Genomic DNA, 19,945 nt, shown 5'->3' with positions numbered 1-19,945 from the left:
TTCCCGATTCGACGCCCGCGTGCCGCCCACGCGGGCGTTTTGTCGTGTTGCTTGCTCCGGATTGGCACGGCGCATGCCGATTGCGCGGGCCGCAACGTTGCTGTCATGTTGCCGGCATAGCCACACCCATCCCTTCCGAAACGCTCCGCGATTCGGCCAGAATTTCAGACCCTTCCGACGGTGAGGACCGCCCATGCCCGCGAACGTGTTCATCAACGAATTCCACTATGACAACGCCGGCACGGACGTCGGCGAGTTCGTCGAGATCGCGGCGGCTGCCGGCACCGATCTCACCGGCTGGAGGATCGTACTCTACAATGGCGCATCGACGGGCTCGACCGGGCTCAAGGCCTATGACACCACGACGCTGAGCGGCGTCGTCGCCGATCAGCAGAATGGCTTCGGCACGATCGGCCTTTCCTATCCGTCGAACGGAATCCAGAACGGCAATCCGGACGGGATCGCGCTGGTCGACAATCTGGGCAACGTCGTCCAGTTCGTCAGCTACGGCGGCAGCTTCACCGCGATCGACGGCCCCGCGGCCGGCATCGCCAGCACCAACGTCGGCGTGACCGAAACCGGCACCCAGAACGGCACTTCGATCGGTCTGGTCGGCAGCGGGGACGAAGCGAGCGACTTCCACTGGGCGCTGATCGCCGACGACACCCCCGGCGGCGTCAACATCGGCCAGAGCTTCGGCGGCGTGGTTCCGCCGAGCCATGGCACGCTCAACGTCGCCGATGCCGCGACGCTCGAGGGCAACAGCGGCACGCACGAGATCGTCTTCACCGTGACTCGCGCCGAGGGCAGCGCCGGCGCCGTCTCCGCGACCTGGACGCTGGGCTATGGCAGCGCGACCGTCGACGACTTCGGTGGCGGCGTGCCCACCAGCGGCACCGTGAGCTTCGCCGACGGCGCGACCAGCGCCGAGGTCCGCATCGCAGTGAACGGCGACACCGCGTTCGAGGCCGACGAGGCCTTCACCGTGACTCTGTCCAATCCGCAGGGCGGCGCCGCGCTCGGCGACGCAGTGGCGACGGGCACCATCACCAACGACGATGCCGCGCCGCCCGCGGCGCCTGCGAACGTCTTCATCAACGAGATTCACTACGACAATGTCGGCACCGACGCAGGCGAGGCGATCGAAATCGCGGGCGCCGCGGGAACCGATCTGACCGGCTACAAGCTGGTCTTCTACAACGGCTCGAACACGCCGGACGCCGCGCCGGTCTATGACACGCTCGCGCTCTCGGGCGTGATCGATGACGAATCCAACGGCTTCGGCGCGCTGGGCTTCACGCGCGCGGGCATCCAGAACGGCGTGGCCGACGGCGTCGCGCTGATCGCGTCCGACGGCACCGTCGTCCAGCTCCTCTCCTACGAGGGGACCTTCACTGCCGCGGCCGGCACGCCGGCGGGCGGGCTGACGAGCACCGACATCGGCGTGTCGCAGGATCCCGCGCCTGCCGCCGGCCTGTCGCTCCAGCTCAAGGGGCTGGGCTCAAGCGCAGTCGACTTCACCTGGGCGGATTCCTCGGCCTCAAGCTTCGGCAGCCTCAACGCCGGCCAGGGCGTGCTCCCCGCCGACGGCCCCAGCCACTTGCGCATCGACGACGCGCGCGTGGCGGAGGGCGACAGCGGCACGAGCAACCTGGTCTTCACCGTGCACCGCGCGGGCGGCCAGGCCGGCGCCGTGAGCGTCGACTATGCGGTCCAGCTGAACGGCTCCGCTGACAGCGCCGATCTCGCGCCTGGCGCGGCGCTCGCCGGCACGATCAGCTTCGCCGCGGGCGAGTTCAGCAAGCAGATCGTCGTGCCGGTTGCCGGCGACACGGTGGGCGAGGGTAACGAGACCTTCTCGGTCCAGCTCGGCGCGGCTACGGGCAATGTCGTGATCGACGACGCCGCCGCGGTCGGCACGATCGTCAACGACGATCCGATCGAGCTGTCGATCAGCGCGATCCAGGGCGAGGGCCATGTCTCGACCTATGCGGGCCAGGTGGTGATCACCACCGGCATCGTCACCGCGGTCGATAGCAACGGCTTCTATCTCCAGTCGGCCCAGGGCGACGGCAATGCCGCCACGTCGGACGGCGTCTTCGTCTACACCAGCACCGCGCCCACGGTGCACGTCGGCGACGGGCTCTCGGTGCGCGGCGAAGTGTCCGAATTCGCCGGAGATGACCAGAGCCTGTCGGTGACCGAGATCACCGCTCCGGTCGTGACTCTGCTCAGCACCGGCAATGCGCTGCCCGAGGCCGTCGTGATCGGCGCGCACGGCGTGCTGCCCCCGGCCGAGGCGATCGATGACGACGGGCTCACCAGCTACGATCCCGCGCACGACGGCATCGACTTCTGGGAATCGCTCGAAGGCATGCGCGTCACGATCGACGCGCCCCAGGCGGTCTCCAACACCAACGAGTTCGGCGAGACCGACGTCGTCGCATCGCACGGGCAGGGTGCCACCGGCGTCAACGACCGCGGCGGCATCACCATCTCGCCGGGTGAGGCGGGCGTTCCCGACTACAATCCCGAGAAGATCCAGATCGACGACGATTCGGGCGTCTTCGCCGGCTTCGCCCCGGGCTACACGATCGGCGACCAGCTCAGCAGCGTCACCGGCATCGTCAACTATGCCTTCGACCAATATGAAGTCGTGGTCACCGAGGCGGTGACCGTCACGCAGGACACCACGCTCGCCCGCGAGCAGACCGCGCTCCACAGCGACGCAAACCATCTCTCGATCGCGACCTACAATGTCGAGAATCTCGACGCCTCGGACGGCAAGTTCGAAGTGCTCGCGAGCGACATCGTCTACAATCTGCGCGCGCCCGACATCATCGCCGTGCAGGAGATCCAGGACGCGGACGGCGCGGGCTCGGGCCCCGACCTGTCGGGCACCGTCACGGCGCAGGGCCTGATCGATGCGATCTATGCCCAGTCGGGCCTCCACTATGCCTATGTCGAGATCGCGCCCACCGTCGCCGGCTCGACCGGCGGCGAAGGCGGCGGCAACATCCGCAACGGCTATCTCTACAACGTCGACCGCGTCGATTACGTCGAGGGCAGCGCCGAACTGATCGACGGCGCGGCCTATGCCGGCACCCGCCGCCCGCTGGTGGCGCAGTTCGCCTTCGCGGGGCAGACGGTCACCACGATCAACGTCCACCTCACGTCGCGCCTCGGCAGCGATCCGATGTGGGGCGACAACCAGCCCGCCACCGATGCCGGCGACGCCGCGCGCACGGCCCAGGCGGCGGGCGTGAAGGCTTATATCAATTCGCACCTCGCCGACGATCCGACGATGAACATCGCGGTGCTCGGCGACTGGAACGGCTTCTATTTCGAGCAGGCCCAGACCCAGCTCACCGATCCGGCGCAGGGCGGGGTGATGACCAACCTCAACACGCTGCTGCCCGAGGAAGAGCGCTACAGCTACATGTTCGAAGGCAATGCGCAGGAGATCGACCATATCCTGGTCACCGGCGGTCTGCTCCCCAACGCGCAATATGACTCGGTCCACCTCAACGCCGAGTTCGGCGGCACGCGGCCGACCGACCACGACCCGCAAGTCGCGCTGCTGATGCTCGGTGCCGCGCCGACCGGCCTCGCGCTCAGCCACGCCTCGGTCGACGAGAACCTGCCCGCGGGCACCGTCGTCGGCACGCTCTCGGCCAGCGACACCGCCAACGACACGCTCAGCTATGCGCTGGTCGACAACGCCGGCGGCCTGTTCGCGGTCGACGCCGCCACCGGCGTGGTCACCACCACCGCCGTGCTCAACCACGAGGCGGTGGCGAGCTACGCTATCATCGCAAAGGTCACCGACAGCGGCGGGCTCAGCAGCGAGCAGGGCTTCACCGTCACGGTCGGCGACGTCAACGAGGCGCCGGTCGCCGCGCACGATGCCGTCGCGGTCGCCGAGGATGCGACCAGCGACAATCTCTGGTCGGTGCTGCTCGGCAACGATAGCGATCCCGACGCGGGCACGACGCTCTCGATCAGCGGCGTGGACAACACGGGCACGCTCGGCAGCCTGGTTTTCGACAGCGCCAACCATGTGCTGCGCTACGTCGCCGATGCCGACGCCTTCGATGCGCTGGCGACCGGCGCGACCCAGGTGGATCACTTCACCTACAGCGTCACCGATCAGAACGGCCTCACCAGCACTGCGACGGTGGACGTGACTGTCACCGGCGTCGCCGATGGCGTCACCCGCACCGGCACCGTGCGCGCCGACACGCTCACCGGCACCGGCGGCGAGGATCACCTCTCGGGCGGGATCGGCAACGATACGCTGGGCGGGCTCGGCGGGCATGACGTGCTCGACGGCGGCATCGGCAACGACGCGCTCGACGGCGGCGACGGCAACGACGTGCTGTTCGGCGATCTGGGCAACGACACGCTGCGCGGCGGCGCCGGCAACGATGTGCTGTTCGGCGGCCAGGGCAACGACGATCTGTGGGGCGGCGCGGGCGCCGACGTCTTCCACTTCGGCCGCGTCGACAACAACGACACCATCGCCGATTTCGACACGACGCTCGACCGCATCGTCCTCGACGACGGCATCGCAGTCACGCGGACCAAGGTGCAGGACGTCAACCACGACAGCGTGCTCGACCTCACGCTGACGATGAGCCCCGGCACTTCGGTGACGCTGCTCGGCGTGCAGAACGCGGCGCTGGTCAAGTATGCGGCCCCCGACTATTACTCGGATCACCAGCCCGGCCTCGGCGGTCTGCTCGACAGCGTCGGCGACGCAGTCGACGCGCTCCTCGATCGCATAGGTGTGAAGCTGGCGGATCTTGGTCACGGGTTCTGATTTGCGCGATTGCCGAAGCATGATCGAAACCGCGCCGCGCGACCTCCCCGGTCGCGCGGTTCGGCGTTTCAGGGGTCTCGCATGCTGAGCCGGGGGCAGGCCGAGGACACGATCCGCGCCGCGCTCGCGCTCTGCCGCCGCCATTTCGTCGCGGCGGCGGTGTTCAGCGCGCTCATCAACCTGCTCTACATCGTGCCCACGCTGTACATGCTGCAAGTGTACGACCGCGTGGTGCCGACGCGCGGGCTGCAGACGCTGCTCTTCCTCACGATGGTGCTGCTGTTCGCGCTCGCGACGCTCGCGCTGCTCGACCGCATACGCGCGCGGCTGCTGGTGCGCGCCGGCGTCCAGCTCGACGCCACGCTTGCGCCGCTGATCCTCGACGCGACGCTCGGCCGGCCCGAGCTTCCCGCCGCGCGCCAGGCGCTGCGCGAATTCGACCTGCTGCGCGGCACGCTCACTGGCGCGGGCGTGCTATCGCTGTTCGACGCGCCCTGGGTCCCGATCTACATCCTGGTCTGCTTCCTCGTGCACCCGTGGATCGGCGTCGTCGCGATCCTGGGCTGCACGATCCTGCCGCTGATCGCCTGGGCCAACGAGCGCGCGACGCGCAGCCGGCTCGATCGCGCGCAGGCGATCGCCAGCATGTCCTACGCCAGCCAGGACGTGCTGCTCGGCTCGAGCGACAGCATCCGCGCGCTCGGCATGCGCCGTGCGCTGGTCGCCCGCCAGCTCCGTCAGCGCGAGGCGATGCTCGCCGCGCAGACCGAGGCGAGCTTCGCCGCGGGCAGCTATCTCACCGCGACCAAGTTCACGCGGCTCGCGCTCCAGTCGCTCGCGCTGGGGCTCGGCGCGATGCTGGCGGTGGACAATCTGATCTCGGGCGGCGCGATCTTCGCCTCGTCCTTCCTGATCGCCCGCGCGCTCGCGCCGATCGAGCAGCTTGTCGGCACGTGGAAGACGATCATCCAGGCGCGGCAGAGCTACGACAATCTCGGCCAGCTCCTCGGCGGCGCCGTGAGCCGCACCGCGCCGACGCAGCTCCCCGCGCCGCGCGGCGCGCTGGCGGTCGAGGGCGTGACCGTGCTCAACGACACGCGCGACGGCGCGATCCTGAACGCGGTCTCGTTCCGCGTCGCGCCGGGCGAGGTCGTCGCGATCGTCGGCCCCAGCGGCGCCGGCAAGTCGACGCTCGCGCGCAGCATCGCCGGCGCGCTGCTCCCTGATCGCGGCACGGTGCGCATCGACGGCGCCGACGCGCGCGACTGGGATCCCGAGGCGCTGGCACGGCACATCGGCTATCTCCCGCAGGATTCGGTGCTGTTCGCCGGCACCGTCGCGGAGAATATCGCGCGCTTCGCCGGCGAGCTCGGCGCCGATCGCGCATCGATGGACGCGGCGATCGTCACGGCGGCCGAGAAGGTCGGCGCCGATCCGCTGATCCGCCGCCTGCCCGACGGCTATGACCACCAGCTCAAGCTCGGCGGGCGCTCGGTGTCGGCGGGGCAGGCGCAGCGCATCGCGCTCGCCCGCGCGGTCTATGCCGATCCGCCGCTGCTGATCCTCGACGAGCCCAACGCGCATCTCGACGCCGAAGGCGACGCCGCGCTGGTCACTGCGCTCGCCGCGCTCAAGGCCGAGGGCCGGACGATCCTGATCGTCTCGCACAAGCTCGGCATCCTGCCCGTGGTCGACAAGATCCTCGTGCTCCGCGACGGCCGCATCGAGATGTTCGGCACGCGCGACGAAGTGCTGCCCAAGATCGCACCGCCGAACTTGCGGCGCGTGCCCCGCGCCGGCGCCGGAGACGCGGCATGAACGCGCCCTTCCTCCTGCCGCCGCGCGGCGAAGGCGTGGACGCGGCAACGCCGCCCGCCGCCGATCCGCGCCACGACATCCGCACCGGCGTGATCATCGCCGCGCTGTTCTTCCTGGTGTTCCTCGGCTGGGCCGCGTTCGCGCGGCTCGACGCCGCCGCCTATGCGCAGGGTACGGTGGTCGTCTCCGGCCAGCGTCAGTCGGTCCAGCACCGCGACGGCGGCGTCGTCGGCAAGATCTACGTCAAGGAAGGCCAGCGCGTCGAACGCGGTCAGTTGCTGATGCAGCTCGCCGCCGCGGAAGTGCAGGCGCAGGAACGTGCGCTCGCCTCGCAATCGATCCGGCTGCTCGCCCAGCGAGCACGGCTCGAGGCCGAGCAGCTCGGCCGCAGTGAAGTGACCGCGCCCCCCGAATTCGCGTCCTTGTCGCCCGAGGACCGCACCGAGGCCGAGACGGCGCTGCGGCTCCAGCGGACCGAACTCGCCGCGCGCACGGCCGTGCTCGCGGCGCAGCGCGGGGCGCTCGGCGAGCGGGCCGCCCAGTCGGGCCAGCAGGGGCGGGGCTATGGCGAGCAGGAGGTCTCTGCCGCCGAGCAGCTCCGTCTGATCGAGGAGCAGATCGCTGCGCTCAAGCCCGTCGCCGACAAGGGTTTCGTCTCGCAGACGCGCATGCGCGAGCTCGAACGCGCGCGTGCCGAGCTGATGGGTCAGCGCGGCCAGTACAGCGCCGGAGTCGCCCAGACCCAGGGCGCCGCGCGCGAGAGCCGGCTCCAGGCGCTGGAGGCCGAGCGCAGCTTCCGCGAGCGCACCGCCGCCGACCTCCGCGACGTCGAAACCCGGCTCGGGGACGTCCTGCCCAAGTGGATCGCCGCGCGCGACCAGATGGAGCGCACCGCGATCCGCGCGCCCGTCACCGGCGCGGTGGTGGGGCTCACCGTCTTCACGCCGGGCGGCGTGATCGGCCCGGGGCAGAAGCTGATGGACATCGTCCCCGAACATGCCGGGCTGCGGATCGAGGCGCGGATCGCGCCCGATGACGCCGACGATCTGTCGGTCGGCCAGCGCACGCTGATCAAATTCTCGGGCCTGCACGAGCGCACGCTCCCCAATCTCGAAGGCAAGCTCACGCGCGTCTCCGCCGACAGCTTCACCGACGAGAAGACCGGGATCAGCTATTTCACCGGCGAGATCACCGTGCCGCACGACCAGCTCGCGCTGATCCAGCAGGTGCGCGGGCAGGACTTCCAGCTCCGCCCGGGCATGCCGGTCCAGGTGCTGATCCCGCTCCGGAAGCGCACCGCGCTCGACTATGCGCTCGAGCCGCTGCTCGGCAGCTTCTGGTCCTCCTTCCGCGAGCATTGAACCTTTCTTCCTCTCCTGCGAAGCTGGAAGAGGGGACAGCCGCGAATCTCGGGGCGACGGACCTCGCCTAGTGCGGTCGCTCGGCCGGTCGCTGCGGCAGGACGGCGATCAACAGCAGGATCGCGGCGAGCAATATGCCGGTAGCGAGCGGCCGGCTGAGCTCGAGACCGCCCTTCGTCACCGGCTTGTCGAGGAAATCGCCGACGGTCGCCCCCAGGGGGCGGGTCAGGATGAATGCCGCCCAGAACAGCATCACATGGGATATCCGTGTCCAGAAATAGAGCGCTGCCGTAATCGCTAGCGCTGCTCCGAACACGACCGCCGCGCCGCCATAACCCAGGCCCGAGTCCGCTACCCAGTCGCCCAGCGCCGTGCCGAGCGTCTGCGAAAAAGTGATCGTCAGCCAATAGAATATCTCGCTGCGGCTGTCGGTAACGGTGTCGATGGCCACGCTGCCGGTAACGCCACGCCAGAGCGCCAGTGAAACGATGACGCAGGCGAAGAGCATCAGCGACCCGCCGGGATAGCCGATTCCGATCGAGCGCGTCGCAAAGTCCGCAAGCGTCGTGCCTGCAGTGGTCGAGGCGACGATCGTCGCCCAGTACAGCCACCGATTGAAGCGGCTCGCGCGCACTTGAGCCCATACGAGGACCAGCAGCATCAGGCCGAAGATCGCCGTCCCGATCAAATAGCCGTTGAGACCGGATGCGCCTGCCTCGGGCGTCGTCTCGCCTAGCCAGCTCATCGAGACGGTGTCGCCGCCGGTCTCGCCGAGGGTGGTCGCGAGGATTTTGATGACCCAGAATCCGAGCGTGATCGCGGGGACCTTCGCCACCGCTCGGCGCACTTCGTTGATCAATGGCTGGCTCCCTTGGGATCAGGCCACACCTTACATCACGAATGACTGCAATACGCCAATACCCGCTACACAAACTCCAACCCGCCAGATGCAGGCCCTCACATCGCGTCGCGAATCGTCTCCATCGCCACGAAGGTCGAAGTGCTGGCGACGTGCGGCAGGCTCGAGATTCGCTCGCCCAGCACTTCGCGGTATTTGCGGATGTCCGAAGTGCGCACCTTGAGCAGATAGTCGAAACTGCTCGCGATCATGTGGCATTCCTCGACTTCGCGGATCTTCAGCACCGCGCGGCGGAATTCCTCGAGCGCCGCCTCGCGCGTGTCGGAGAGCTTCACTTCGGTGAAGGCGATATGATCGAGCCCCAGCTTCACCGGGTCGATCACCGCGCGGAAGCCCAGGATATAACCTGCGTCGATCAGCCGCCTGAGCCGCACCTGGCACGGCGTCTTGGACAGTCCCACGCGGCGCGCCAGCTCGGTGACAGACATGCGCCCGTCTTCGCGCAATGCATCGATGATCTTGCGATCGAAGGCGTCGATTCCACTTTGTGGTGTGGGTTTGGCGTCCATCCGGACTGCTCCGTGACAGAAATGCAGTTCGATCCGCCTGCCTCTAGCGCGTGTTGAGGCGGAACGCCATCGGCCGTCATGCTATTGGAGCGGCATGACCGACGCATTCCCTCCGCTTTTCGCCGAATTCGCGCCTCCGATCCGCGAGCAGTCGCCGCTGCGCCAGGCGATCACCGCAGCCTATCGCCGCCCGGAGCCCGAATGCGTCGCGGCCCTGTTCGAGCGGGCGACACTCCCCGAGGAGACACGCGCCGCGGCCCGGCGCACCGCCACCGCGCTCGTCACCGGCCTGCGCGCCGCGCGCCGCGGCGGCGGAGTCGAGGGGCTGGTCCAGGAATATGCGCTGTCCAGCCAGGAAGGCGTCGCGCTGATGTGCCTCGCCGAGGCGCTGCTCCGCATCCCCGACCATGACACGCGCGACGCGCTGATCCGAGACAAGATCGCCGGCGGCGACTGGAAGGCGCACTTGGGCGACAGCCGCTCGCTGTTCGTCAACGCCGCGACCTGGGGGCTGGTGGTCACCGGCAAGCTCACCAGCAGCGTCAACGATTCCGGCCTGGCTGCAGCGCTCACCCGGCTGATCGCGCGCGCGGGCGAGCCGGTGATCCGCCGCGGCGTCGACATGGCGATGCGGATGATGGGCGAGCAGTTCGTCACCGGCGAGACGATCGAGGAAGCGCTCAAGCGCTCCAAGGCGCTGGAGGCGCGGGGCTTCCAGTACAGCTACGACATGCTCGGCGAGGCCGCGACCACCGCCGCCGACGCGGACCGCTATTACCGCGATTACGAAGCTGCGATCCACGCGATCGGCGCCGCCTCGAACGGGCGCGGCGTCTATGGCGGGCCGGGCATCTCGATCAAGCTCTCGGCGCTCCATCCCCGCTATTCGCGCGCCCAGGCCGCCCGAGTGATGGGCGAGCTGCTGCCGCGCGTGAAGGCGCTGGCGATGCTCGCAAAGGGCTATGACATCGGCCTCAACATCGACGCCGAGGAAGCCGACCGGCTCGAGCTGTCGCTCGACTTGCTCGAAAGCCTCGCGCTCGACCCGGACCTCGGCGGCTGGAACGGCCTCGGCTTCGTCGTCCAGGCCTATGGCAAGCGCTGCCCCTTCGTGATCGACTGGATCATCGACCTCGCCCGTCGCGCCGGGCGTCGGATCATGGCGCGGCTGGTCAAGGGCGCCTATTGGGATGCCGAGATCAAGCGCGCCCAGCTCGACGGGCTGGAGGACTTCCCGGTCTATACGCGCAAGATCCACACAGACGTGGCCTACATCGCCTGCGCGCGGAAGCTGCTCGCGGCCACCGACGCGGTCTTCCCGCAGTTCGCGACGCACAATGCCCAGACGCTCGCCACCGTCTACGAAATGGCCGGCCCGGACTTCGCGATCGGCAAGTACGAGTTCCAGTGCCTCCACGGCATGGGCGAGCCGCTCTACGAGCAGGTGGTCGGCGCCGACAAGCTCGACCGCCCGTGCCGCATCTACGCCCCCGTCGGCACGCACGAGACGCTGCTCGCCTATCTCGTCCGCCGCCTGCTCGAGAACGGCGCCAATTCCTCCTTCGTCAATCGCATCGGCGACGAGGAAGTCTCGGTCGCCGAGCTGGTCGCCGATCCCGTCGAAACGGTGCGCGCGATGCCCGTGGTGGGGCAGAAGCACCCGCGCATCGCGCTGCCGCGCGACCTCTACGGCACCCGCCGCAACTCCGAAGGGCTCGACCTCGCGAGCGAAACCACGCTGGCGATGCTCGGCGAAGCAATGCGCAAGGGCGCGCACGGCGGCTGGACCTCGGGCGCTGAGGGCACGCCACGCGCGGTCCTGAACCCGGCCGATCATCGGGATCGCGTCGGCACTGTCTTCGAAGTATCGCCGGAGCAGGCGAGGGCACTGGTCTCCGCCGCGGCCGCTGCCGCACCCGCATGGGCTGCGACTGCGCCCGCCGAGCGCGCCACCTGCCTCGAACGCGCCGCCGACCGGATGCAGGCGCGCATGCCCGCGCTGCTTGGGCTGATCATGCGCGAGGCCGGCAAATCGCTGCCCAACGCCATCGCCGAGGTGCGCGAGGCGATCGATTTCCTGCGCTATTATGCCGAGCAGGCACGCCGCACGCTCGGTGCCGGCCATGCGCCGCTGGGGGCGGTCGTGTGCATCAGCCCATGGAACTTCCCGCTCGCGATCTTCACCGGCCAGGTGGCCGCCGCGCTGGTCGCCGGCAACGCCGTGCTCGCCAAGCCCGCCGAGGAGACGCCGCTGATCGCCGCCCAGGGCGTCGCGATCCTGCATGAGGCGGGGGTGCCCGCCGACGTGCTCCGCCTCGTCCCCGGCGACGGCGCGATCGGCGCGGCGCTGGTCGCGGCGCCCGAGACCGCCGCGGTGATGTTCACTGGCTCGACCGAAGTTGCCCGCCTGATCCAGGCCGAGCTGGCCGAGCGCCTGTCTCCCGAAGGGCGGCCGATCCCGTTCATTGCCGAGACCGGCGGCCAGAACGCGATGATCGTCGACAGCTCGGCGCTCGCCGAGCAGGTCGTCGGCGACGTGATCGCCTCGGCGTTCGACAGCGCGGGCCAGCGCTGCTCGGCCCTCCGCATCCTCTGCCTGCAGGAGGAGGTCGCCGATCGAATCCTGGCGATGCTCAAGGGCGCGCTCCACGAGCTATCGATCGGCCGCACCGACCGACTCAGCACCGACATCGGCCCGGTCATCACTGCCGAGGCCAAGGCCAATATCGAGAAGCATATCGACAAGATGCGGTCGCTCGGCCGCCCCGTCGAGCAGATCGCGCTCGCCGGCGAGACCGCGCACGGCACCTTCGTGCCCCCGACGATCATCGAGCTGAAGAGCGTCGCCGATCTCGAGCGCGAGGTCTTCGGCCCCGTCCTCCACGTCGTCCGCTTCCGCCGCTCGGGGCTCGATCGGCTGATCGACCAGATCAACGCCACCGGCTACGGCCTCACCTTCGGCCTGCACACGCGGCTCGACGAGACGATCGCGCACGTCGCGGCGCGCGTTAGGGCGGGCAATCTCTACATCAACCGCAACGTCATCGGCGCGGTGGTGGGCGTGCAGCCCTTCGGCGGTCGCGGGCTTTCGGGCACCGGTCCCAAGGCCGGCGGACCCCTCTATCTCGGGCGGCTCGTCCACGGCACGCCGGTTCCGCCGCAGCTCAGCTCCACCGTCGCCGATCCGGCGGCGCGCGACCTGGCGTTGTGGCTCGAAGGGCAGGGCGATGCGGCCGCTGCCGCCCGCGTCCGTGCCGCGGCGAGCGCCTCGCTGCTCGGTGGCGAAGTCGAGCTTCCCGGGCCGGTTGGCGAACGCAACCTCTATGCGCTCCACGCGCGAGGCACGGTGCTGGCCTTGCCGGTGACGCGCGAAGGCTTGATCGCGCAGCTCGCCGCGGGGCTGGCCGGGGGCAACACGCTGGTAGTCCATGCTCCCGCCGGGTTGCGCGCAACCTTCGCTGCGCTGCCGGCGAGCGTCGCGGCGCGCATCCGCTGGGCCGACGACTGGGCGGGGCAGGGGCCTTTTGCCGCCGCGTTGGTCGAAGGCGATCGCGAGCAGGTGCTGGCGGCGCTCGGGTCGATCGCCGCGCTGCCCGGGCCGATCGTGCTCGTCCAGGCAGGCCGGGAGGACTATCGGCTCGAGTGGCTGGTCGAGGAAGTTTCGACCTCGATCAACACCACGGCCGCGGGCGGCAATGCGAGCCTGATGGCACTCGCTTGAAGCCTATTTGCCTGTGCGCCGGCGGAGCGGGATCACCGAGGGAGAGCCAGTCGCGGCGGTGTCGCGAATGCCCTTGGCGAGCTGCTTCAGGTCGAAGGGCTTGCGCAGCGTCGGCACGCGTTCGCGCTCCTCGTCCTCCAGATCGGCGAAGCCGGTCATCAGCAAGGTCGGCAGCTCCGGCTGGAGCTGGCGCACGCGCTTGATCAGTTCGAGCCCGGTCATTCCCGGCATGAGCTGGTCGGTCATCACCAGGTCGAACCCGCACGAGCGCTCGATCTGGTAGAGCGCGTCCTCGGCCGAGACGGCGGCATAGGTGCGGTGGCCGAGTTCCTCGAGCATCGCGATCGTGTTCGCGAGGACCAGCGGGTCGTCGTCCACAACCAGGATCGATCGCCGCGGGCCGATGATCTCCGCTCCGATCCCTTCGGGCGAGCGGCGCTCCGGCTCCTCGGCGCCGTCGGCCACGGGCAGGTAGAGCTCGGCGACGGTACCCACGCCAACGACGCTGCGCAGCGCGAGATGGCCGCCCGACTGGGCGGCGAGGCCCTGGATCATCGACAGCCCCAGCCCGGTGCCCTTGCCTACGCCCTTGGTCGTGAAGAAGGGGTCCACCGCGCGCCGCAGCGTTTCCTCGTCCATGCCTTCGCCGCCGTCTTCCAGCGCGAGCCGCACATAATGGCCCGGCCTGAGGTCGCGAATGTCGCCATCCGCGACGCTCACGTCGGCGGCCGAGATATCGAGCGTTCCGCCCCCCGGCATCGCGTCGCGCGCGTTTACGGCCAGGTTCAGCAGGGCCATCTCCAGCTGATGCGCATCCACCCGCGCACGCGGCAGATCGAGCGGGAATCGCGTCTCGACGCGGATCTGGGGCCCCAGCGACCGGCGCAGCAGGTCGGCCATGCCGCGCACGAGATCGGCGACGTCCACCGGCCGCGGCTTCAAATCCTGCCGGCGTGCAAAGGCGAGCAGGCGCTGGGTGAGCGAGGCACCACGCTGCGCGCCTTCGAAGGCGCTCTCGACCAACCGGCTGATCTGGGGATCGTCGGGCACGCGCTTGCGCAGCAGCTCGAGGTTGCCGACGATCACTGCGAGGAGATTGTTGAAGTCGTGCGCGACTCCGCCGGTCAGCTGGCCGATCGCCTCGATCTTCTGCGTCTGGCGCAGCGCGTCCTCGGCGCGCTTGCGCTCCGTGATGTCGGTGAGCCCGCCGAGCACGCGGAGGAAATTCCCCTCGCCGTCGCGCTCCACCTTGGCGGCTGCCATCACGTCGAGAAAACGGCCGTCCTTGGTCACGGCACGATATTCGTGCGGACCCAGGATCCCGCGTTCGATGAGCTCGGGCCAGTCCTTCTGGCGAAGCTGCCGCGCCGACGCCTCGGTAAGGAAGCTGGCCAGCGATCGGCCGGTCACCTCCTCGCGCGCATAGCCCATCAGCTCGAGCCAGATGTTGCTCACCTGCTCGATCCGCCCTTCATGGTCTAGGGAATGGAGCGGCAGCGGCGTGCCGCGGTAGAGCGAGCGGAACCGCTCCTCGCTCGCTCGCAGCGCCTCGGCCTCGCGGGCGGCGAGCAGCGCGAAGCGACGGTCGAAGGTTGCCGCGATCAACGCGAACGAGAGGATGATGAACGTGGTCGCAGAGACGGCGAAGGCGAGATCGGTCTGGCTGCGGCCGGCGACGCCCTTTGCCATGTCGAGCCCCGGCGCCATGGTGAAGACCGCCGCGCGCATCCCGGCATAGTGCATCCCCGCGATGGCGAACCCCATCAGCACCGCGGCCGTCAGCGCCGTGACTGGATGCCGGTCGCGCGATCCGATCCATAGCGCCGTGGTCGCGGCGCCGATGGCGATCAGCACCGAGATGCTGAGCCACAACCGGTCGTAGCTCAGCGTGCCCCCCATGTGCATCGCCGCCATGCCGATATAGTGCATCGCGACTACGCCCAGCCCCATGAGCAGCCCGGACGCGAGCAGCGGGAAGGGGGCGCGGCCCAGGCGGTTCGTCACGACGAAACTGGTTCCGGTCGCTCCTATCGCGACGATCAGCGAAAGCAGCGTGAGCCCGGGATCGTAGGTGAACTCCATGCCGGGCACGCTGAACGCGAGCATGGCGACGAAATGCATCGACCAGATGCCGCCGCCCATCGCGGCCGCGGCTGCCCCCAGCCAGATCGAGCGCAGCCAGCCTTCGGACGCGCGCGTCCGCCCGGCGAGGTCAAGCGCGGTGTAGGAGGCGACGATGGCGATGGCGATCGAAACGACCACCAATGTCCAATCGTGCGTACCTGCCATTACCATAGAACAAAGCCCCCCAAAGTGGAGCGGAAGATAGTTCAGGCAATCAGAGCGGCAAATTGCGTAGTTTCACTATTGTCCATCTTGTATGGGTATTAAGCAACTGCAGTGCGATCAACTGCAATGTCGTGCAGCCTCCGCCCCGGCCAAGGCGCGGCATGTTACCGTTACCGGTCTGCATCAGCCATGATGCGACGCGGTCGTGTGATCCGCGGCGGCGGTGCCGTCGCCGCCACCGCCGAGCCCCATGCCACCGCCCATTCCCATTCCACCACCACCACCACCACCACCGCCGCCGCGGGCTTCGCCCTTGCCGCCGCGCCCGCTGGCGCCCCCGCCGGGTCGTGCCGGTCCCTGCACCGGAATGGCCAGGTCGGCCGGAATGGGGGCGAGGTCGAGCGCCTCGCGGATGAAGTCGCGCAGCGAAACCACCAGCGCGTGGGTGTGCACCGGCCGGCCCGCCACCAGCTCGCGCGCCGCCTGCTCGGCCAGCCGCACCTGCTCCTCGGTGCCCAGCAGCACGATGTCGGAGAGTGCCGCCTCCACGGCGTCGCGGATGCGCCGGGTGCGATCTGATCCTTCATCGGCACCCGTCTGTGCGTCCACGGGCTCTTCGGGCGCATCGGCCTTGCGTCGGCGCAGGTCGCGCAGGTGCGTCGGGTCCACCGCCAGGTCGCCGGTGAATGAGCCGCCGAGCGTCTTGTAGGCTGCAATCAGCGTGCGAAGCCGCTCGTTGATCTGGCGGTTCAGCCGCTCGCGCCGCTGCTGGATGGTGAACATCATCAGCAGGCGGATGCCCATGCCGATCAGCGTGACCAAGGCGAGTCCCGCGAGCGTGGCGAGCAGGTTCTGCCAGGAGCTAAAGTCGATGTTTCGCATTGCCGGCATCCCTCCGTACGCGATCTTGTCCTGGAGCCGAACGCCGGCGGCGAGCACGGTGTCCGGTGTAAAATTGCTGCAACTCGGCGCGTCGGTTGAACCGGGGGGCTCCTTGGGGGTTTTCCAACCGGTCCTAATCTGTCGAGCGTCCCCGGAGAGCCATGCAGAGCAGTCATTCAAGCAGCGGATTCGTCTCGGAAATCTCCCGCCGCCTTTCCAAGGGCATCTCCACTGCGTCGCTGGCGCTGCTCCTCGGCACCGCGCTGCCGACGGTGGCCGCGGCGCAGGGGCCGGTCCAGGTCTCGGCCGAGGAAATCAGCGCCGAGCTCGGCGACGGCGCCGGGCTCGATAAGAAGCTCAAGCCTTTCTACGCCGCGCGCAACTATCGCCCGATCTGGGTCACTGCCGCGGGCCCGCGGCCCGAGGCGCAGAAGCTGCTGGCGATCCTCGAATCCGCCGAACTCGACGGGCTCGATCCCGACAAGTTCCGCGTCGGCGCGATCCGCGACGCGCTCGACGATGCGCAGGAAAAGCCTAACCCCGAGCGCCTGGCGCGCGTCGAGGCAGTGCTCTCGAACGGCTTCGTCAACTATGTCCGCGCGCTGCGCCGTGTGAAGAATCCCTCGATCGAGTTCACCGACCCCGAACTCCGCATCACCGTGCCGGAGAAGGAAGATGTGCTCGCGGCTGCGGCGTCGGCGCCGTCGCTATCCAAATATGTGGCCGAGCAGGGATGGATGCATCCCTTCTACGGCCAGCTCCGCAATGCCTTGCTGCTGGAGGGGCCGCAGTCGCCCCGCGCGGAGGTCATGCGCGTCAATCTCCAGCGGCTGCGCGTGCTGCCTGCAGATGACGAGGGCCGCCATGTCGTGGTCGACACCGCGGGCACGCGCCTCTTCATGTTCGAGGGGCGGCGCCTGGTCGGCAGCATGAAGGTGATCACCGGCAAGCCGTCCACGCCCACGCCGATGATGGCGAGCGTCATCCGCTATGCGACGCTCAATCCCTATTGGAACGTCCCCACCGATCTGGCGCGCGAGAAGATCGCGCCCGAAGTGGTGGGCACCGGCCCGGCCTATCTACGCCAGCACGGCTATCAACTGCTGTCGGACTGGTCAGCCGACGCGACCGTCGCCGATCCCTCGCTCGTCGACTGGCAGTCGGTCCTCACTGGCCAGCGCGTGGTGCGCGTGCGCCAGCTGCCGGGCGTCACCAACGGGATGGGGAAGGTCAAGTTCATGTTCCCCAACGGCCACGACATCTATCTGCACGACACGCCCGACAAGGGCCTGTTCCGCAACGGCGTCCGGCACTTCAGCGCAGGCTGCATCCGGCTGGAGGATGCTCCGCGGCTCGGCCGCTGGCTCTTCGGCAAGCCGCTGCGCGCGACGTCGAAGGAGCCCGAGCTGCGCGTGGACCTGCCCGATCCGGTCCCCATCTATGTCACCTATCTCACGGCCTTCCCGGAAGCGAACAGCGTTGCCATCCGCGAGGACAGCTATGGCCGTGACGGGCTGGCGAGCGGCGGCACGCAGCAGGCCGCGCTGTCAGGCGGCTAGGCGGCTCTCCAGCGGAAGACGAAACGGCCCGATCGCCTGGGCGATTCGGGCCGTTTCGCGTGATGAATCGGGCGGACGGTTCTTTGCCAGCCCAAGCAGCATAAAAATAGCGCCAGGCGCGACGATCGCGCCAGGCGCTATTTGGGTCAGCCGCGTTCGGCTGCCGGGGGCGCCGAGCTATAGGCGGGCGGCGCGCCTTCATAATATTGGCCGTTCTGCGTGTAGCCGTCGACGCAGCCGTCGTTGTTGCGATCGGCCCACACCGCGCCGGCGACGCCGCCGACCAGGGCACCCGCGATCGCGCCTTCGAGCACGCCGCCAGCCAGGGCGCCTACGCCTGCGCCGGCCGCCGCGCCGATGCCGGCACCGACTGCCGCGCTGCCCGCGACGCTGCGGCAGGTGCGGGTCGCGGTATAGCCTGCGGGGGCTCCCTCATAATATTGGCCGTTGCTGATATAGCCGTCGGCCTGACCGTCGTTGTTCCGGTCCGCCCAGACGGCGCCGGCGATGCCGCCGACTGCCGCACCGACCACGGCGCCGGTGATCGGCGAAAAGCCGGTGACTGCGCCGAGCGCAGCGCCGCCGGCGGCACCCACCGCCGCGCCGGTGCCGGCCGCCGCGAGCGTGCTGTCTTCGGTCGTGCTCGCGCAGGCACCGAGCGTGAGTGAGCCGGCCATGAGCACGGCTGCGAAACTTTTCTTCATCTGGCTTCCTCCTCTAAATCCACGGGCGCGCCGCAAACGGGGATGCGGCGAAGCGCTTCCGCGTCGGACAAACGTGGGAAATGCACGGTCCGTTCCGATTCGGCGTTGGCGATTGGTTCGGCAGGTCAACGACCCAGCTTTGCCGCGGCTCGTTTCGTCAGAGATTCGAGCGTTGTCGGGGGAAATGCGCGGACCAGCGGCCCATTTCTCCTGTTTGGCACTGAATCCATTAAGCGGCCGTTCTTCAGTGCTCGTCTCAGGAGTTGATCGGCGCCGACGCAACAATAATTCGTTCTATCGACCCAACGCGACTTTTCGGTTCAATATCCCATTTTCACAGTATAGATTGCCGCTGCTGCCGAAGGAGATGCCCGTGGGTGCGCTCGCTCTTCCTAACGACCTTTCGCTCGTGACGATCGCCGGAGGGGCCGCTGCGCCCTGGGCCTCGCTGCTCCAGTGGCCCGAGCGCGGCGATGCGCATGTGCCGCTGCTGGCGCGCACACGTGCGGAGCGAAACCTGCTCGGCGCCAAGCTCGACGCCGCCGTCACCCAGGCCGATCGGGCGGTGCTGTTACTGGCGCAGGGCGCAGGCTGCCATGCGGCTGCCTGGTGGGCGCGGCTGTCGCCGGCTTCCTACGTCTCGCGAGTCGCCGGGGCGATCCTGTTCCAGCCGATGGACGCGGAGGCCGACGAAGCCGAACTCAGCGAGACCTTCGCCTCGCCGCGGATCCGTCTGCCCTTTCCGTCGGTAGTGGTGGGCGGCGGGCAGGGCAGGGGCGAGCTGCTCCCCCAGATCCGCGCGCTTGCCGAAAATTGGGGTAGCCGAGTCGTGGTCGAGCGCGATTCGCCGGCGCAGACCGCCTTCAGGCGTACCCGCCGCGTGATTGCGCGATTCACCGCCGGCGTGGTCGAGCGCGACGTCGATGCGGCGGCCCGGCTGCTCGGCCAGCAGCGCACCGCCGCGCGGCTTCGGCTGCTCGGCGGCTAGGCCAAGCGGCGGCGGCAGGAAAATGCAGGCGCCGCGCATTTTTTTCGAAAAGGCTGCTTTTTTCGATTGACGACTCAGATCGCCCCACATAGATGGCGGCCTCCCGGCGCGGCAGCGTCGGTCGCTTCTTCGGAACGGCGAACGCCGGCACTGAAGACACCAGCTCTTTCGATCACGGCGAAAGGCCTTTCGGGGCTCTAGCCGGTTTGTGCGACGAAAGTCGCCAGACGCCGCTCCGGCGGGGTCCGAAAGACTGCGCTCTTTGACATAGTGATTTAGATGAAGGGACATGTGGGCGGCGGCTCGGTGTCTGGGCGGCTTCTGGGCGCCTGGTACATCGTTAAAGCTTAAGCCGACTACTTGTCCTTTACAC

11 protein-coding genes are annotated in these 19,945 nt (G+C 68.7%); 6 read left to right on the top strand and 5 right to left on the bottom strand.

Annotation, left to right across the window (positions count from 1 at the left end; genetic code table 11):
- The first annotated feature begins 193 nt into the window (after nt 1-193).
- From J7500_RS06155 to J7500_RS06145, 3 genes are all read left to right on the top strand, one after another.
- Nucleotides 194-4,822, top strand: a complete 4,629-nt coding sequence (locus J7500_RS06155; protein WP_294060724.1) for a cadherin domain-containing protein — start codon at nt 194-196, stop codon at nt 4,820-4,822.
- Nucleotides 4,823-4,903: 81 nt separating this feature from the next.
- Nucleotides 4,904-6,640, top strand: a complete 1,737-nt coding sequence (locus tag J7500_RS06150; RefSeq protein WP_294060723.1) for a type I secretion system permease/ATPase — start codon at nt 4,904-4,906, stop codon at nt 6,638-6,640.
- Complete coding sequence (locus J7500_RS06145; RefSeq protein ID WP_294060722.1) at nt 6,637-8,001, top strand: HlyD family type I secretion periplasmic adaptor subunit; 1,365 nt, start codon at nt 6,637-6,639, stop codon at nt 7,999-8,001. The genes J7500_RS06150 and J7500_RS06145 overlap by 4 nt, the downstream gene beginning before the upstream one ends.
- A 67-nt stretch (nt 8,002-8,068) precedes the next feature.
- On the opposite strand, the gene J7500_RS06140 is transcribed toward J7500_RS06145, so the two are convergent.
- Nucleotides 8,069-8,860 carry a hypothetical protein gene (locus J7500_RS06140; protein ID WP_294060721.1) on the bottom strand — a complete coding sequence of 264 codons (792 nt, stop codon included), beginning with the start codon at nt 8,858-8,860 and terminating at the stop codon, nt 8,069-8,071.
- Nucleotides 8,861-8,958: 98 nt separating this feature from the next.
- Nucleotides 8,959-9,429, bottom strand: coding sequence for an Lrp/AsnC ligand binding domain-containing protein (locus J7500_RS06135; RefSeq protein ID WP_294060720.1), 471 nt, complete (start codon nt 9,427-9,429; stop codon nt 8,959-8,961).
- Between the two features lie 94 nt (nt 9,430-9,523).
- On the opposite strand from J7500_RS06135, the gene putA reads away from it, so the two are divergent.
- Nucleotides 9,524-13,150: a trifunctional transcriptional regulator/proline dehydrogenase/L-glutamate gamma-semialdehyde dehydrogenase gene (putA, locus tag J7500_RS06130; protein ID WP_294060718.1), complete on the top strand. Its 3,627-nt coding sequence runs from the start codon at nt 9,524-9,526 to the stop codon at nt 13,148-13,150.
- A gap of 3 nt (nt 13,151-13,153) precedes the next feature.
- Here putA and J7500_RS06125 read toward each other — a convergent pair whose 3' ends face one another.
- Together J7500_RS06125 and J7500_RS06120 are read right to left on the bottom strand one after the other, a co-directional pair.
- Nucleotides 13,154-15,484 (bottom strand): MHYT domain-containing protein, encoded by a 2,331-nt coding sequence (locus J7500_RS06125; protein WP_367112971.1) that lies wholly within the window; start codon nt 15,482-15,484, stop codon nt 13,154-13,156.
- 138 nt (nt 15,485-15,622) lie between these two features.
- Complete coding sequence (locus tag J7500_RS06120) at nt 15,623-16,321, bottom strand: hypothetical protein (protein WP_294060715.1); 699 nt, start codon at nt 16,319-16,321, stop codon at nt 15,623-15,625.
- 161 nt (nt 16,322-16,482) lie between these two features.
- Between J7500_RS06120 and J7500_RS06115 the strand changes: the two genes are divergently transcribed.
- Nucleotides 16,483-17,880 (top strand): L,D-transpeptidase family protein, encoded by a 1,398-nt coding sequence (locus J7500_RS06115; RefSeq protein ID WP_294060713.1) that lies wholly within the window; start codon nt 16,483-16,485, stop codon nt 17,878-17,880.
- Nucleotides 17,881-18,026: 146 nt separating this feature from the next.
- Here J7500_RS06115 and J7500_RS06110 read toward each other — a convergent pair whose 3' ends face one another.
- The gene (locus J7500_RS06110; protein ID WP_294060711.1) at nt 18,027-18,584 is read right to left on the bottom strand and encodes a glycine zipper domain-containing protein; all 558 of its coding nucleotides are present in this window, start codon (nt 18,582-18,584) and stop codon (nt 18,027-18,029) included.
- Nucleotides 18,585-18,957: 373 nt separating this feature from the next.
- Here J7500_RS06110 and J7500_RS06105 point away from each other — a divergent pair, with 373 nt between their 5' ends.
- On the top strand, nt 18,958-19,572 hold the full coding sequence (locus J7500_RS06105; protein ID WP_294060710.1) for an alpha/beta hydrolase: 615 nt from the start codon (nt 18,958-18,960) through the stop codon (nt 19,570-19,572).
- Nucleotides 19,573-19,945 lie beyond the last annotated feature (373 nt).

The organism is Sphingomonas sp. (assembly GCF_017744835.1).
Lineage (GTDB): Bacteria > Pseudomonadota > Alphaproteobacteria > Sphingomonadales > Sphingomonadaceae > Sphingomonas.
The sequence above is the reverse complement of the archived record's forward strand: the minus strand, read 5'-3'. Positions and strand labels throughout refer to the sequence as shown.

What these genes read in the sequence shown, in the direction of transcription:
- J7500_RS06155 (WP_294060724.1), top strand. Translation starts at nt 194, where the DNA reads ATGCCCGCGAACGTGTTCATCAACGAATTCCACTATGACAACGCCGGC.
- J7500_RS06150 (WP_294060723.1), top strand. Translation starts at nt 4,904, where the DNA reads ATGCTGAGCCGGGGGCAGGCCGAGGACACGATCCGCGCCGCGCTCGCG.
- J7500_RS06145 (WP_294060722.1), top strand. Translation starts at nt 6,637, where the DNA reads ATGAACGCGCCCTTCCTCCTGCCGCCGCGCGGCGAAGGCGTGGACGCG.
- J7500_RS06135 (WP_294060720.1), bottom strand. Translation starts at nt 9,429, where the DNA reads ATGGACGCCAAACCCACACCACAAAGTGGAATCGACGCCTTCGATCGC.
- putA (WP_294060718.1), top strand. Translation starts at nt 9,524, where the DNA reads ATGACCGACGCATTCCCTCCGCTTTTCGCCGAATTCGCGCCTCCGATC.
- J7500_RS06120 (WP_294060715.1), bottom strand. Translation starts at nt 16,321, where the DNA reads ATGCGAAACATCGACTTTAGCTCCTGGCAGAACCTGCTCGCCACGCTC.
- J7500_RS06115 (WP_294060713.1), top strand. Translation starts at nt 16,483, where the DNA reads ATGCAGAGCAGTCATTCAAGCAGCGGATTCGTCTCGGAAATCTCCCGC.
- J7500_RS06110 (WP_294060711.1), bottom strand. Translation starts at nt 18,584, where the DNA reads ATGAAGAAAAGTTTCGCAGCCGTGCTCATGGCCGGCTCACTCACGCTC.